The 14,467-nt window shown below is 60.8% G+C and carries 15 protein-coding genes; 6 read left to right on the forward strand and 9 right to left on the reverse strand.

The genetic code is table 11. From position 1 onward, the window contains the following. Nucleotides 1-7: 7 nt before the first annotated feature. Together FZZ92_RS08470 and FZZ92_RS08475 are read left to right on the forward strand one after the other, a co-directional pair. Nucleotides 8-556 carry a bifunctional nuclease family protein gene (locus tag FZZ92_RS08470; RefSeq protein WP_226398306.1) on the forward strand — a complete coding sequence of 183 codons (549 nt, stop codon included), beginning with the start codon at nt 8-10 and terminating at the stop codon, nt 554-556. Further along, entirely contained in the window at nt 553-1,674 is a 1,122-nt protein-coding gene (locus tag FZZ92_RS08475; protein WP_226398307.1) for an aldo/keto reductase, read from the forward strand. Before FZZ92_RS08470 ends, FZZ92_RS08475 begins: the two co-directional genes overlap by 4 nt. Here the strand turns inward: FZZ92_RS08475 and FZZ92_RS08480 are convergent. From FZZ92_RS08480 to topA, 5 genes are read right to left on the reverse strand one after another with little or no spacing between them, the layout of a single operon-like run. Next, nucleotides 1,663-2,673: an ABC transporter substrate-binding protein gene (locus FZZ92_RS08480; RefSeq protein ID WP_226398308.1), complete on the reverse strand. Its 1,011-nt coding sequence runs from the start codon at nt 2,671-2,673 to the stop codon at nt 1,663-1,665. The two genes, FZZ92_RS08475 and FZZ92_RS08480, sit on opposite strands and share 12 nt — an antisense overlap. Further along, nucleotides 2,670-3,869, reverse strand: coding sequence for a nicotinate-nucleotide--dimethylbenzimidazole phosphoribosyltransferase (locus FZZ92_RS08485; RefSeq protein WP_226422997.1), 1,200 nt, complete (start codon nt 3,867-3,869; stop codon nt 2,670-2,672). The genes FZZ92_RS08480 and FZZ92_RS08485 overlap by 4 nt, the downstream gene beginning before the upstream one ends. Then, entirely contained in the window at nt 3,841-4,494 is a 654-nt protein-coding gene (locus FZZ92_RS08490; protein WP_226398310.1) for a DUF2232 domain-containing protein, read from the reverse strand. The genes FZZ92_RS08485 and FZZ92_RS08490 overlap by 29 nt, the downstream gene beginning before the upstream one ends. Next, nucleotides 4,491-4,922: a hypothetical protein gene (locus FZZ92_RS08495; protein ID WP_226398311.1), complete on the reverse strand. Its 432-nt coding sequence runs from the start codon at nt 4,920-4,922 to the stop codon at nt 4,491-4,493. Before FZZ92_RS08495 ends, FZZ92_RS08490 begins: the two co-directional genes overlap by 4 nt. Next, entirely contained in the window at nt 4,922-7,621 is a 2,700-nt protein-coding gene (gene topA / locus FZZ92_RS08500; protein WP_115024088.1) for a type I DNA topoisomerase, read from the reverse strand. The genes FZZ92_RS08495 and topA overlap by 1 nt, the downstream gene beginning before the upstream one ends. Nucleotides 7,622-7,732: 111 nt before the next feature. On the opposite strand from topA, the gene FZZ92_RS08505 reads away from it, so the two are divergent. Genes FZZ92_RS08505 through FZZ92_RS08515 form a run of 3 tightly spaced genes read left to right on the forward strand, consistent with a single transcriptional unit; the run spans nt 7,733 to nt 10,401 of the window. Then, nucleotides 7,733-9,304 (forward strand): NAD(P)H-quinone oxidoreductase subunit N, encoded by a 1,572-nt coding sequence (locus FZZ92_RS08505; RefSeq protein WP_115024090.1) that lies wholly within the window; start codon nt 7,733-7,735, stop codon nt 9,302-9,304. Continuing rightward, nucleotides 9,297-9,983, forward strand: coding sequence for an ABC transporter ATP-binding protein (locus tag FZZ92_RS08510; protein WP_115024092.1), 687 nt, complete (start codon nt 9,297-9,299; stop codon nt 9,981-9,983). Before FZZ92_RS08505 ends, FZZ92_RS08510 begins: the two co-directional genes overlap by 8 nt. A 31-nt stretch (nt 9,984-10,014) precedes the next feature. Further along, complete coding sequence (locus FZZ92_RS08515) at nt 10,015-10,401, forward strand: response regulator transcription factor (RefSeq protein WP_115024093.1); 387 nt, start codon at nt 10,015-10,017, stop codon at nt 10,399-10,401. Here FZZ92_RS08515 and FZZ92_RS08520 read toward each other — a convergent pair. Next, nucleotides 10,343-11,533 carry a PAS domain-containing sensor histidine kinase gene (locus tag FZZ92_RS08520; RefSeq protein ID WP_226422998.1) on the reverse strand — a complete coding sequence of 397 codons (1,191 nt, stop codon included), beginning with the start codon at nt 11,531-11,533 and terminating at the stop codon, nt 10,343-10,345. The two genes, FZZ92_RS08515 and FZZ92_RS08520, sit on opposite strands and share 59 nt — an antisense overlap. A 15-nt stretch (nt 11,534-11,548) precedes the next feature. Beyond that, nucleotides 11,549-11,935 carry a PAS domain-containing protein gene (locus tag FZZ92_RS08525; protein WP_115024097.1) on the reverse strand — a complete coding sequence of 129 codons (387 nt, stop codon included), beginning with the start codon at nt 11,933-11,935 and terminating at the stop codon, nt 11,549-11,551. 85 nt (nt 11,936-12,020) lie between these two features. On the opposite strand from FZZ92_RS08525, the gene FZZ92_RS08530 reads away from it, so the two are divergent. Further along, nucleotides 12,021-12,749: a response regulator transcription factor gene (locus tag FZZ92_RS08530; protein WP_115024099.1), complete on the forward strand. Its 729-nt coding sequence runs from the start codon at nt 12,021-12,023 to the stop codon at nt 12,747-12,749. A 24-nt stretch (nt 12,750-12,773) separates the two neighbouring features. Here FZZ92_RS08530 and FZZ92_RS08535 read toward each other — a convergent pair whose 3' ends face one another. Together FZZ92_RS08535 and FZZ92_RS08540 are read right to left on the reverse strand one after the other, a co-directional pair. Continuing rightward, entirely contained in the window at nt 12,774-13,625 is an 852-nt protein-coding gene (locus FZZ92_RS08535; RefSeq protein ID WP_226423017.1) for a M23 family metallopeptidase, read from the reverse strand. Between the two features lie 73 nt (nt 13,626-13,698). Further along, nucleotides 13,699-14,466, reverse strand: a complete 768-nt coding sequence (locus tag FZZ92_RS08540; RefSeq protein WP_226398317.1) for a biotin--[acetyl-CoA-carboxylase] ligase — start codon at nt 14,464-14,466, stop codon at nt 13,699-13,701. Between the last annotated feature and the right edge of the window lies 1 nt (nt 14,467).

The raw sequence follows: 14,467 nt of genomic DNA on the forward strand, positions 1-14,467 counted from the left end.
CGACGACATGGTCGAAATGAGCGTCGCCGGAATTGCCCTCGATGCCGCCAGTCGAACCCCCATGGTGCTCCTGCGGGATCCAAGCGGTCGACGACAAGTTCCGATCTGGATCGACCAGGCACAAGCCCACAACATCATGGCCGGCCTGCAGGGCGGAGCACCACCGCGGCCCCTCAGCCATGACCTGATGGCAGCGCTGCTGGTGGCTGGGGGGCTCGAGCTGGAGCGCGTGATTGTCCATGCGATCGAAGACAGCACCTTTCACGCAGTCTTGAAGCTGCGACCTGATCTGGATGAAGGGGAATTAGCCGAAGACGAAGCGCTGGAACTCATTGAAGTGGATGCCCGACCCAGCGACGCCATCGCGCTGGCGATCAGAACTGGGAGCGGCATCTGGATGCTGGAGGAAGTCGTAGCTGAAGCATCGATCCCGGTGGATGCGGAGGCCGATGCAGAAGATCAAAGTGCCTTCAGCCGTTTTGTCGACGACCTCAGCCCTGCCGCACTGGTGCGCCATCTGCGCAACCAGGACAACGAAGCCCCCTCGGAGGAGTGAAAACCCGCGCCTTTGGTAGCGGCCGCCCCGTCAGCCTGTTCAGCCTGGGAACGATGCGAGCCCTCGACTCAGGGTCCCAGATGGCGGAGGTGCTCGAAGCGGCAGCGGCAGCGGGGATCAACCACCTTGAAACCGCCCCTGCCTATGGACCTGCCGAACGTTTTCTGGGAGAGGCTCTTCGACAGAACACCCGGAGAGCTTCAGACCACTGGGTGATCACCAGCAAACTGCTGCCGGGGTTGACCTTCGAGGAGGGGCAACGTCGCCTTGACCAGATCCTGGAGCGCCTGGGCTGCCCACACCTCGACAACCTTGCAGTCCATGGCATCAACCTGGAGGACCACCTTGACTGGGCTCTGGTGGGGCACGGTTCCAAACTTCTCGACTGGGCCCTCAACAGCGGCCGCGTTACCCAGGTGGGCTTCAGCAGCCATGGCAGCAATCCGCTGATCGATCGGGCACTGCGCAGCCAGCGATTCACCTTCTGCAGCCTGCACTTGCATTGGCTTGACCCCAAGAGGCTGCCCTTAGCTCACTGGGCATTGAGCCATGGGCTTGGAGTGATGGCGATCTCTCCCGCAGACAAAGGAGGGCGCCTACAGGCACCGAGCCCAACGCTGGTGGAGGACTGCACCCCGTTTGAGCCCTTGCAACTGGCCTACAGATTCCTGCTGTCGCAAGGCATCAGCACCCTGACTGTTGGTGCTGCCGTTCCCGATGATCTCCAACTCGCTGCAAGGCTGGCGCAAGCAGATGGCCCGCTCAATGATGCAGAGCAACAGGCCTTATTCACGGCACAGGGGCGCCAGGAAGAACGACTCGGCCAAGAGCAATGCAAACAGTGTCAGGCGTGCCTCCCCTGTCCAAAGCAGGTTCCGATTCCCGAACTGTTGCGTCTGCGCAACCTGGCCATCGGCCATGAGCTCAACGCTTTTGCGCAGGAGCGTTACAACCTGATCGGCCGTGCAGGCCACTGGTGGGAAGAGCACGATGCCTCGGCCTGTGAACGCTGTGGGGAGTGCCTGCCCCGATGCCCACATCAACTGCCCATCCCTGATCTGCTGGCGGACACCCACCAACGGTTGGTGGCTTCACCGCGACGGCGCCTATGGAGCTGACTCACTCCAGAGGCGTTCCAACTCCTCCCGCCCTTGCGGCGGCAGCGGCGGCAGGGACCAACAGCGCGACCAGGTGTCGGCGGGAGGAAACAGCAGGGGCTGAAGACGAGCAGGCAGAGCGTTTTGATCCGCCATTGCCCCTGGCATCGAATCTGACGAGGTGATGGGAGCCCGCCAACCCAGCTGCACGAGGCGGCGGCGCAGGGGATTCCGCCAACCCTGTTCAACCCAGCCTTGGGGCACCGGCTCGCGGCTGGCTTCCGGTCGGAGCAGAACGGTCCAGTGCAAGGGTGCGCCGGATTTGGGCAGAACAGCCCGAAGACGCGGATCCCGTCTCAGCAGAGCGATGCAACGGTTGAGCGGGAGAACAACCACCCGGGCATCACCTTTGAGCAGCCAATTGCTGGCCTGACGATCATCAAAGGTGAGCACCTGTCGACGGAGCTGGCTCAAAGCCTGCCCCCCACCCAAATGGTCCGCCAGGCTCAGCACCAGTCGGGGGCTGGCGGGCAGCACCACACGCCCTGCCAAGGCGGAATCCAGCAACAGGGGCCAACCCTCCTGCGCCACGGCCCCGTCATCCCGCAGCAACATCACCCAGGGACTAACGGCCAGCGGCAACACTCGACCCTGCAGCGCCCCCAGCGCTCCCAGCAAAGACTTGGCCTGGCCATCCAACTGACGGAAAAGCGGTTCAGAGGCAATGGGCTGCAGCGTGTCAGGCGAGTGGGCGTCGAGCCAACCATCCCCCATCACCAGAAGATCGGCGCGCGCCCGATCCTGCGGCGTCCAGTCCTGCTGCGATGGAGCAAGCGTCAACCGCCATGGCTTGGGCAGAGCATCAGCCCACGGTTTCGGCAACACTCCAGCCGGGGCCATCAGGGTTGGAGCCTCTGTCGCCTGACGACAGCCCGCCAGCACAACTGACCCCGTCGCCCCGATCATCTGGAGCACATGGCGCCGGCTCAGGGGACCCAACCGCTCACTCCAGACGTTCATGGCGTTGACGTTACGGGGCGGTTGAGCAGCTGCTCCAAAGCACGCTCACAATCCCGCACCAGGTCGGAACAAGTGCATCCGCGCAGCTGGGCAAGCAGCAACAGTGCACCGGCCCCCACACCTTCTTTCACGTATCCCCGCTCATAGTCCAGCAACGGCTGATGGATGCTGCTGTGAAAGCGCACGCCACAGGCCAGGACGGACAGTGAAGTATCCACAAGGCCTGCGGTGGCATCCACAAGCCCCCCCAAAGGGGACTGGCTTGTGGCAGCGGCCCCCTCATCAGCGAGCCAACCGGTTGTGCCGATGAGCACCTGGTCCGCCAGGCGCTGCCGCTGACTGGCGGGCAGGGCCTGCATCGCCAGTGCCAGAACAGCCAGCATCTGGCACCCCCCACCCAGCAACAGCGGTTGTCCCGACGACACCGCTCCCACCAACACCCCTGCGGTGAAGGCCTGAAAGGGGTCACCGACAGCGGCCAGGATCTGCTCGGCCGCAGGATGTGCCCCAAGGGACGCCCGCTGCAGCCCTTGGGTCACCAGCTCTTGCTTGAGCTGCTGAGGGGGGTGACGTGCACTGCCGCTGATCAGATGGGCGACCTCCACGCCGAGGGCCGTCAGCACCGCTTGAGCGGTTGTGGTCCCTCCCGGCACACATTCCGCGAGCACTAGGGGGCGTTGCAACCGCCTGCCCAAGAGCTCTCCACGTCGCCAAAGGTGCTGCACCCGCGGCAACGGCATCGCCGCTCCGCTCGACAGACACGCCGATGGCCCCTGATCCAGGGTTTCAATCTCCAGGTGGGGGAAATCGGGTCTCTGCGTTAGGCCGAGAGCCGCCACCTGCGGGTTCAACTTCAATCGGCGCGCCGCAACATGGCTGAGCAGGGCGGGGGAGACACCAGCGGGCAGCGGCGGCAGAGGCCAACGGCGCTGCCCAGCCGGCCCATGGATCAGGAGCTCCGCATCAGCAAGGGCCGTAAAGCGACGCGAGGCCGCAGTGGCGCCTGCGGCAGAGATTCCCTCATGCTCCGCCGTCTGCGTGGCAGCCAGCACCAGTAACAGATCCACGGATTGATCCCTGGACTTCCAAGGATGGAGGGACTCCTCATGCAGAGGGCTTGCTCCGAGACGTCCCAGCTGCTGACAGCCCTGGGGCAACGCGGACGGATCAGAGGGGGTCGAGGGCAACGAGTCCATGCAGCAGCCTCGGAGGCTCCGGAATCGGTGATCGCAGGCGGGGAAAAATCCAGTACGCCAGAGCATGCAGCGAAAGGACGTAGATGACCTCCTGAACCACTACCAAAAGAAGCGCTATCAACTGAACCTGGGTGAGATCGGGGGTGATCGGAAGATGAAGCGCCACGATCACTCGGTCGAGCAGAGCAGAACCTGCACGGGTGATGACGACCCAGAGGTTTTCTCCCACCAGCAACGAGAGCACCACAACTCTGACCAGGAAGCCTGCTGTTCCAAGAACGACTCCGCCCGACCAGCTCAGCCACCAGCTGACACCCCGGCACCAGCTCCAGCCCAGCCACAGTGATAAAAGCCCGTAAGGGAACAGCAGAAGTGGGCCACGCAATGGACCCATCAGCGCTGTGAGCAGCAGCACAGAAAGCAGCAGACCCTCGGCACCGGAGCGGCTGCCACGGCGCAACTGCAGCAGGATCAGTGGAAGAGGCAGGGCCAGGCGGAAGAGAGCACCACCCACCGGGAGGTAGTAAAGAGCCAGCCAAATCAGACCCGTCGCAGCAGCGAGATAAGCCCCCTCAACCAGCCTCAGTGCCTGCTGGCGACTCAACCGGGGGGGTTCTGCGGTCATGGCTCGACCCGCTCAATCCGTTCAACCGCAAAGCCGACATCCGCCTCACGCAGAGCTCGGGTGACGGCCTCAGCCGGAGCCGCAGGATCGGCTCCGGCCAAACGGATGGTGATCCGGTAAGGCGCCTGGGGCAGACGTTGTGATGCGGTTGGCCGAAGTGTTGTCTCCGGCACTGTCTCCTGCGAATCCTGAGAAACAGGGGCAGAGATCGCTGGGGTTGGGGAGTTCGGCTCTGCAGGTGATGCAGCCTCAGGTGCCGATCCAGTGGAACGGTCCCCCGTTGGGCTGGTCTTGGAAGCCTGAACTGGCGCAACCTGCATCGGCCTGTCTTCAGGCACCGCAAAGGACCGTTCCAACTGCTCGGCGACCGGTGTCCCTGCACAGGCCTGCAGAAGCCCGACGGGCAGCATCCAAAGCAGACGGGGCATCAGTTTTCAGCTGGCTTGATCACCCGCACCGCACTGGCCCTAAGACGACCAGTCTTTGTGGTGGCGGGGGGTTTTTTAGCCGCAGGCTTTTTGGCTGCTGGCTTCTTTGCCGCTGTTTTTTTGGCGGCGGTTTTGCGCGCGCCCTTTTTCGAGGCCGCCTTGGCGGCGAGCAGTTCTACCGCTTCCTCGAGGGTCACATCATCAGCACCCTTGCCTTCCGGCAGCGAAGCATTCACCTTGCCCTGCTTGACATAAAGGCCATAGGGGCCGTCATAGACCTGAATCGTTTCATCACTACCCTCCGGCTTGCCGAGGTCTTTAAGGGCGGTGCGTCCACCCCGCCCACGTTTGGGCATGGCCAGCAACTCGAGAGCACGGCTCAGTCCCACCCCCAGAACATCGTCGTCGCCCTTCAGGGATCGGTAGTCCTTCTCGCCCTTGCCTTTATCCCAAACCACGTAGGGGCCAAAGCGGCCCAGCCCCGCCTGAATGCGCCCACCATCCGGGTGCTCGCCCAGAAGACGCGGCAACCGCAGTAGTCCAAGCGCATCCTCCAAGGTGAGGTCCTCAGGCTTCTGTCCCTTGGGAAGGGACGCGCGTTTGGGCTTGGGATTCTCATCACTCACCTGCCCCCGCTGCACATACGGGCCGTACTGACCAAACAGCAGGTAGACCAGGTCACCCGTTTCCGGATCCTCGCCAATGGATTCGGGGCCGTCAGCCTTCTGTTTGAGGATCAGTTCGGCCTGATCTTCATCCAGATCAGCCGGGGTGATCTCCCGGGGCAAGGTGGCCTTGATCAGCTCCTCCTCACCATCGTCGCTGACTCGTTTGGCCTCCAAATAGGCGCCAAAACGGCCGATGCGCACCACGGAGGACAAACCCTCGAGGTCGATGGTGCGGGATGCACCGGGATCGATGTCCCCTTCCCGCTGCTGAACCTGGGTTTCAAGACCCTCATCACCCTTATAAAAGCCCTCGAGATAGGGAAGCCACTGCACCTTGCCGTGGGAGATCTCATCCAGAGTGTTCTCCATCCGAGCGGTGAAACTGGTGTCGACCAGCTCGGGGAAATGCTCCTCCAGCAACGCCGTCACAGCAAAAGCGGTGAAGCTGGGGGTGAGTGCATTGCCCAGGAGCGTGGCGTAACCACGATCAACGATCGTTCCGATGATCGAGGCGTAGGTCGAGGGCCGACCGATGCCCTCTTTTTCCAGCATCTTCACGAGGGAAGCCTCGCTGAACCGTGCCGGGGGTTGGGTCTGATGACCCAGCGGCTCAACAGCCTTCGGCTTTGGTGCATCCCCAACGCTCAGCGCCGGCAACAACACTTCCTGACCTTCAAGTGCTGCATCCGGATCATCACTTCCCTCCACGTAGGCACGGAAGAAACCGGGAAAGTCGATGCGCTTGCCGCTGGATCGGAAACTGGCTTCTCCTGAACTGAGATCCACCGACAGCATCGTCAGCCTTGCTTCGGCCATCTGACTGGCAACGGTGCGCTTCCAGATCAGTTCGTAGACCGCCAGGTCTCTCCCATCGAGGCCGGTTTCGCCGGGGGTGCGGAAGCTTTCGCCTGAGGGACGAATCGCTTCGTGAGCCTCCTGGGCGTTGCGGGCTTTGGTGCTGAATTGCCGCGGCCCCTTGCTCAGATACTCCTTGCCGTAAAGGCTCTCAACACAGCTGCGCGATGCATTGATCGCTTGATCAGACAAATGCACCGAGTCGGTCCGCATGTAAGTGATGAAACCGCGTTCGTAGAGCCCCTGGGCACAGCGCATGGTTTCCCGGGCTGAGAGGCGTAGCTTGCGATTGGCCTCCTGTTGGAGGGTGCTGGTGGTGAAGGGAGGCACCGGCTTGCGCACGGTGGGCTTCTCCTCCACCGCATCCACCGTCCAGGCGTTCGATCGCACGGTTTCAGCCAAGGCCTTGGCCTCGCTCTCACTGAGCAGCCGAACGGCACTGCCCGCCTTCAGCCCACCGGTGCTTTCATCAAAATCATTGCCGGTGGCAATGCGCTGTCCACCCACGTGAGTGAGCTTGGCCTCAAAGGCACTGCCCGACTGCTCGAGCTTGGCCTTGAGGTCCCAGTAACTTCCGCTGCGGAAGGCCCTGCGGGCCCGCTCCCGTTGCACCAGAAGCCGAACCGCAACGGACTGCACACGTCCCGCGGAGAGCCCCCAGGCCACCTTTTTCCAGAGGAGAGGAGAAAGGGTGTAACCCACAAGGCGATCGAGGATGCGCCTGGTCTCCTGGGCGTGGACCAGCTCCATATCGAGATCGCGGGTCTGATCCAGCGCTTTGCCGATGGCTTCCTTGGTGATTTCGTGGAACACCATCCGCTTCACAGGCACCTTTGGAGCCAAAAGCTGCAGCAGGTGCCAGCTAATGCTCTCTCCTTCCCGGTCTTCGTCCGTTGCCAGCAGCAACTGATCAGCACCCTTGAGGGCGTCTTTCAACTCCCGAACCACTTTTTTCTTGTCCTTCGGGACCACATACAGCGGATCAAAATCCGCTTCCGTGTTCACGCCAAGGTTGGCCCACTTCTGCCCTTTGGCAGATGCCGGAATCTCGCTGGCGTTGTTGGGAAGGTCGCGGACATGCCCCATAGAGGCTTCAACTTTGAATCCCTTGGGAAGGAAGCCACGGATGGTCTTGGCCTTCGTGGGGCTTTCAACGATGACGAGGGTGTGCGCCACTAGCGGCAAGTGAACCGTTCCCCTTCTTTATCGCACCAAGCATCTCTCTGCATGTCCGTCTGCGCGTCAAGCGCCGCTACAGTCGCCGCAGCGCAACGGTTCCAGGCTGCCATGCCCGACATGGGTGCATTCCTTCTCGCCACCCAGGCCATGGCCGCCCCTGGTGAGCTGCTGAATCTCTCTCTCAATGCCTCCGCAGTACTGCCTGAAGGCGCAGTGCTGCTGGCGATGATTGCCACCCTCTTGGTGGACCTGGCCGGTGAAAAGGTCGCCACACGTTGGGTACCCCCGATTTGCTATCTCGGCCTGGGCAGCTCCCTTGTCCTGCTGGCCTTGCAGTGGAATGCTCCCCTAGAGCCCTCGTTCCTCGGGGCCTTTCTCGCCGACAACCTTGCGGTGGCCTTCAGGGCTGTCATCGCCCTGTCCACCCTGCTGTCGCTGCTGATCAGCTGGCGCTATGCCGAGAAGAGCGGTACGCCTGTTGGCGAATACGCAGCCATCCTTCTCGCAGCCACACTCGGGGCGATGCTGCTTTGCGGCGCAACAGATCTGGTGAGTGTGTTCATTTCACTGGAGACGCTCTCCGTGGCCAGCTACCTGCTGTCGGGCTACATGAAGCGGGATGCCCGCAGCTCCGAAGCAGCGCTCAAATATTTACTGGTGGGTTCGGCAGCTGCGGCTGTTTTTCTCTATGGCTCCTCGTTGCTGTACGGCCTAAGCGGCAGCACAAGCCTCGACACCATCGGACTCGCCCTGCAGACCAGCACCACTCCTCTCGCCGCCTTGGCATTGGTATTTGTGCTGGCCACAGTTGCCTTCAAGATCGCTGCAGTTCCCTTCCACCAGTGGACTCCAGACGTCTACGAGGGCTCTCCAACCCCTGTGGTGGCTTTCCTGTCCGTGGGCTCCAAAGCTGCGGGTTTTGCTTTGGCTCTCCGCATCCTCGTTGGCTGTTTTGGTGCCTTCGATGGCCAGTGGAAGCTGTTGTTCACAGTGCTGGCCGTTCTGAGCATGACCCTCGGAAACGTGGTGGCTCTGGCACAGACCTCAATGAAGCGAATGCTGGCCTACAGCTCCATCGGCCAGGCCGGCTTCGTGATGATCGGCATGGTCTGCGGCACCGAAGACGGTTTCGCCGCGATGGTTCTGTATATGGCGGCGTATCTGTTTATGAACCTCGGGGCCTTTGCCTGCATCATTCTCTTCTCCATCCGTACGGGCAGTGATCGGATTTCGGATTACGCCGGTCTTTACCAAAAAGATCCCCTCATCACTCTTGGCCTGAGCCTCTGTCTGCTCTCCCTGGGTGGAATCCCACCGATGCTTGGTTTCTTCGGAAAGATCTATCTGTTCTTTGCCGGTTGGGCGAACCACCAATACCTGTTGGTGGTGGTCGGCCTGGTCACTTCTGTGGTCTCGATTTACTACTACATCTCCGTCATCAAGATGATGGTGGTGAAGGAGCCCCAAGAAGCTTCCGATGTCGTTAAGGCCTACCCAGAGGTCAACTGGTCCTTGATGGGCATGCAGCCTCTGCGTGTTGCTCTGATTGGGTGTGTGGCGATCACCGCTGTTGGAGGGATCCTCTCCAACCCCCTCTTCCAGTGGGCCAACACAGCAGTTTCAGGCACACCACTGCTGCAGCAAGCCATCGCTCTGTCCAGCTTGAAAGGCCTTGGCTAAGGGATCACAAGCGGCAGTCGCTGAACTCAATGAAATCAGCAAGATCTATGGATCCGGTGATCTCGAGGTCAAAGCACTTGATCAACTGAATCTCACCGTCCGCGAGGGGGATTACCTGGCGGTTATGGGAGCCAGTGGATCCGGCAAAAGCACGGCGATGAATATTCTTGGCTGTCTCGACCGGCCCACTCGTGGGTCTTACCGGCTGAATGGAGTGGCCGTGGAACAGTTGGACGACGATGCGCTAGCGGACGTCCGTAACCGCTCGCTCGGGTTTGTCTTTCAGCAGTTCCATCTCCTTGGTCATGCCAGCGCCATGGAGAATGTGATGCTGCCGATGATCTACGCGGGAGTTCCGAAGGACGAGCGCATTGAGCGCGCCCAAGCGGCCCTGAGCCGCGTTGGCCTAGCGCAGCGTCTAGAGAACAAGCCCAACCAGCTGTCCGGAGGTCAGCAGCAACGGGTTGCCATCGCCAGGGCCATCATCAATCGCCCCAGCCTTCTGCTGGCGGACGAACCCACTGGCGCCCTTGATTCCAGCACCACCGCCGAGGTGCTGGAGCTGTTTGATGAACTTCACCAGCAGGGCATCACCTTGGTGATGGTCACCCATGAGGACGATGTTGCGGCCCGAGCGCAGCGGATTGCGCAGTTCCAGGATGGTCGGGTGCTCAAGTGATGACCACAATGGGTGCAGTGCTCCAGCAGTAATGGAAGAGACCCCTAAGGCTCTTCGTGTTGCACTCGTTGAGGATGACCCGCGCATTCAGCAACTGATCTGCGCTGAAATCACCGATGAGGGGCACGACTGCTTCAGCTTCGGTTCCGCAGAAGACTTCCTCGACGCAGCAGGCTCCGACAGGTTTGATCTGGTGCTGTTGGACCTCATGCTGCCGGGCATGGACGGCTTGACCTGTCTGAAACAGCTGCAGCTGAAGGCAGCCTCAGGAGCAGCCCGGAGGGTGGTGATCGTGACGGCTCTCAATGATGACGACAAGCGACGAGAGGCTCTCTCCAACGGAGCAGAGGCCTACGTGCTCAAGCCGGATCTGTTCGAACAACTGCCTCAACTGCTCCGGATGCCGTCGATGCCCTGAGCCTGAGAAGCAACCGCACGATCGTGGATGTTCCTTGCGATGAGGGCTGCTGGTGGAGGGTCAGCATTCCTCCACACCCACTGACCAGTTCGCGCGCCAAGGCGAGCCCCAATCCAGGGCCCTCCACCTTGTCCCCATCCCGGTCAGGCTTGCCCCGGAAAAAAGGTGACGACCACCGTTCCAGAGCCTCGGAAGGCACAGGGGCATCAAGGCTCTGACTGGTGAACTCCAGGATGCAGTGGTCCAGCCCATCGCCCCCAGCAAAGGTGAGCTCAATCGGCATGGATCGATCGCCGTGCTGACAGGCGTTGTCGAGCAACTGATCCAACGCCAGCATCAAGGCCCTTGGATCGGTTTGGACCACCACGTCATCCCCGCATTCCAGAGCCTGCAGCTTGAGATTCGGAGCTAACTCCCGGGAGGCGTCATACCAGCGCTGAAGCAGAGGCCCCAAGGGGTGGTCGCCACAGCAGACCAGATCCGGATCCACCTCCAGGCGCGTTAGCAGCGAGAGATGACCGATCAACTTTTGAATCCTGGCCATTTCCTCTCGAGCCATCGTGAGGCGGGAGCTCACTGCGTTGGAAAGGTTCTTCAACCGAGCCATCCGTTGCAGATTTCCGCTCACGATCGCCAGGGGCGTGCGCAGCTCATGGGTCAGATCGGTCATGAAGCGCTGCTGCTGAACCAGGGCCCGTTCCTCGGGGCTGAGGTCGCGCAACGACAGCAACAGGAACGACGACTGAATCAACTCGACCGGCCGCCAACGCAACAACTGCACCTGTGATCCATCTCCATCCCGAGACAGCACATGACAACGACTCTCTCCAGAGGTTCGCGGCAAAGGCATCTGAGGATCCAACAGCTGAAGAGCTGTTTTGGCGTGAGCATCCAAGGGCCTGAGCTTCAGAACATCAGCCAGGGTTTGATTCACCACCTGAATAGGAACCCCTCCCACGAACAGTTCAGCAGAGGCTTGATTGGCCCAGTGGATCCTGCGATCCACATCGACGATCACCATGGCTTCGCTGGCCGCATCGAAAGCGACCTGCAGCATTCCAAGGGACTGCCGCAGTTGCGCGATCAGTTCACTGTCCCTCGAGGATGAAGAAGAGGAGGCTGAGCTGTTCATGCCAGACGGCTCATCTCAGCACGATTCCATCAAAGGTCGCAGCGTTGCTGCAAACGACCAGCTGCCGTCATCGTGTTTCTCAGCCACGATGAAATGTTCACTCTCAATGGCATGCCCATCCGAGCAAAACGTTGCCAGTTTCAACGGGTGATTCAGCACCTTCGACACCTCCGTCAGTTTGAAACGAGCAAACCCAGCGTGATGAGAATCGCGAAAGCTTGGAGGCAGGATCAGACCGAGGGATTGACCGAGTAGAGCTGCTTCGGTCCAGCCGTAAACGGCCTTAAAAGGTTCGTTGATTTCCTGCACGATTCCCGAAGCATCAGCACGAACAAACGGGAGGTCTTCCTGCTCTCGGAGTGCTCGGATTCGATCCTCTGTCCAGGCTCCTGGTGACGACATAGCGAAAAGCAGCCGATTTCAATGTAGGGACAAAATCTTTGAAATTACTTTCTGTGCCTAGAGTGGAATGAGGTTTTGAGGCCGGATGTCACTGGAATCCCAGCCCCGTCTCCGTGTCCTTCTTGTTGACGACGAACACAAACTGACCGATCTGCTTCGTCTGGAGCTTGATGTTGAGGGGTACGACGTTGATGTCGCTTCTGATGGAGCGACCGGCCTGATCCGCAGCCGCTCCGAACCTGCTCCTGACCTGATCATCCTTGATTGGAACTTGCCGGACTTCAGCGGCATCGACATCTGTCAGCGCATCCGAGCCGGGGGAATCACCATCCCAATCCTGATGCTCACGGGGCACGACGAAATCACCGATCGGGTCAAAGCTCTGGATGCCGGGGTTGATGATTACCTGGTCAAACCCTTTTCCATCGACGAATTGATGGCACGGCTGCGTGCCATGCACCGCCGCGCTGAAACGTTCTCAGGGCCTGCCAATGGATCCGACGTCAACGAAGTTCTCCAGGTCGCCGACCTCTCCATGAACACCCGGACCCGGGATGTGAAACGTGGAGATCGAGCCATCAAACTGTCCGTGAAGGAATACGACCTGCTCAATTTCCTGATGCGAGGTGCCGGCAGGGTGCTGGAACGTCAGGAGATCATGCATGGGGTTTGGGGAGAAAACTTTTATGGAGACGACAACCTCCTCGATGTCTACATCCGCTATCTGCGTCAAAAAGTCGAACTGGACGATGCTCCAGCCCTGATCCATACCGTCCGCGGCGTTGGATTCATCCTCAGGGAACAATCGAGCTGAGAACTTTGTTTCGCTCAGGTGCCCTTAGGGCTGCTGCCGTTCAAGGCTTCGCAACACCTGGCCAAGCAGCACCGAGACAGGATCATTTTCGAGACTCATCACAGAGGACAAATCCAAATCCCCTGGATCAACGGCCTGCCAACCAGCCCGCGATGGTGTGCGCAACTCAAAATGCAGATGCGGACCCGTGCTTAGGCCTGTGCTGCCAACGCGTCCAATCACCTCTCCCTGACGCACCTGCTGACCGGGTCGTACGTAGATCTCCGAGAGGTGGCCATAGAGCGTGCGACGCAATGGATCGGCATGTTCCAGTTCGATGGCGACGCCATAGCCCCCCGCAAGACCACTGGTTAAAACCTGGCCGGAGAGAGCCGCCACGACGGGAGTCCCCTCAGGTGCCGCGAAATCCCGACCGGCATGCATCAGCCAACTCCCCAGGATCGGATGCAGACGCCAGCCAAACCCACTGCTCTTGAAGGCGTCTCCAGCAACAGGGAAGAGCAGTCGGCTATCGCCGTTTCCAGGGCTTGGCAGAGGACGCGGCGTGACCGCAAAGACGGATTCCAACCGGAATCTGCCGCCATCGCGGGCGAGAAGCGCTGACACGGGAATACGCAGCGGCTGCTTGGAGGGGATCAAGCGAACACGGGCAGAGGACGGTGCCCCAGGCGAACGCCTAGCCACACCGGAGGCACACTCACGACGCGACAGAGCCCCACTGCGACAGGCGTCTTCGAAACGACTGCGGCCCATGGGAACCGCTGGAGCACCACCACGCTGGAGCATCTTGCGCTCCTGGGGAGTGATCACCCGTTGGCGCTCCAGAGCATCAAGAGACTGGTCAAAACCCTGAGCAGCCGCTGATGGGATCAGCATCCAGATCGCCGCTAACCAGCTCAACACTGGATGAGACATCGTCTAGGACAAATCCTATGGACGGCGGCGCAACTCAGGGCCAGCGTCGCCAGCTTTCGGTCCTTGAACCCTGACGCAACCGAAGAGCACCATCGTTTTCAAGACCAGTGATTTGCCAGATCTGACCATCCTGAGGATGAAGGAGCTGATCCGACCAGAGACGGGCCTGAACTCCATCGATGCACCAGGCACCATCGCCTCCAAGGCCGTGGCAGTGATCCAAGGCAAGCAGGACCTCCGCTGTCCAACGGATCGGATCCGCAGCCTGCTGCCCTTCAAGCCTCCGCAGGGCAATGCCCTCGCCAGGAACAGGATTCCGCACATTCAGGCCCAGTCCGATGCGCAGCAAACGCAGCTGGGAACCACGCTGCACCACCCCCGGGAGAAGACCGGCCAATTTGCGGCCCTGAACCAACAGGTCATTGGGCCATTTGATCTGAATCGAAAGGCCCCGCCGCTCAAGCCGTTGCGTCACTGACAGTGCCAGCGCCAAGCCAAGGAGACCGGCTTGACCAGATGCATGACTCCTCCAAGGCAAAGCGGCACTGATCCAGACACCACCTTCAGGGGAAAGCCAGGTTCGACCCAACTGGCCAACTCCCCTGCGCTGGTGGGTGGCGATCACAGCGCGCGGCCCCGTCAACGAGGGCTGATCCCGCAACCAAACCGCCAGCAAGTCCTCTGTACTGCTGCACACAGGCACCCGACGAATGGTCCATGGGCGCGCTGATGCACCTGCGATACGGCGGTAGATCGCCATCAAACGACCACCACCCCGTTGAGGGCGTCGATGCTTGGTCATC

Source organism: Synechococcus sp. MU1611 (assembly GCF_020514255.1).
Lineage (GTDB): Bacteria > Cyanobacteriota > Cyanobacteriia > PCC-6307 > Cyanobiaceae > Parasynechococcus.